The following is a 360-nucleotide window of genomic DNA, read 5'->3' as shown; positions in this document are numbered from 1 at the left end:
AAAACTGGATAAAGTGGTCTTTTCAATTTGTAATTGGGGAGATAGCTTTCTAGATAAAGTAAGAAGAGATACATAGCTGTTGACATAAAAAATGACTTATCGGAAGTTACCTATTATCATATATTCGAAGATGATATAATATATAAGTCGCCTATCTCTCAGGCGTCAATTTAGACGCAGAGAGGAGGTGCATATCAAATGGTCGAAGCTCTTGTACACATCACGACCACAGTCATCAGTGGTTGTATTGTTGCGTTATTTACGCATTGGCTACGTACACGTAACAATAAGAAAAAATAGGCGATATTAAGCCAACATCTAAAAACCCCCTCACTACTCGCAATAGTGAGGGGATTGGTG

1 protein-coding gene is annotated in these 360 nt (G+C 37.8%); it reads left to right on the top strand.

Going from position 1 to position 360, the window contains the following annotated elements; all coding sequences use genetic code 11:
• Positions 1-198: 198 nt before the first annotated feature.
• Positions 199-300 (top strand): type I toxin-antitoxin system Fst family toxin, encoded by a 102-nt coding sequence (locus HMPREF2937_RS13500; protein ID WP_000228874.1) that lies wholly within the window; start codon positions 199-201, stop codon positions 298-300.
• Positions 301-360: the final 60 nt, after the last annotated feature.

This window comes from Staphylococcus sp. HMSC061G12 (assembly GCF_001838465.1).
Taxonomy (GTDB): domain Bacteria; phylum Bacillota; class Bacilli; order Staphylococcales; family Staphylococcaceae; genus Staphylococcus; species Staphylococcus simulans.
The sequence above is the reverse complement of the archived record's forward strand: the minus strand, read 5'-3'. Positions and strand labels throughout refer to the sequence as shown.

Bases quoted from the DNA above. Each gene is read 5' to 3' on its own strand.
- HMPREF2937_RS13500 (WP_000228874.1), top strand. From the start codon at position 199: ATGGTCGAAGCTCTTGTACACATCACGACCACAGTCATCAGTGGTTGT.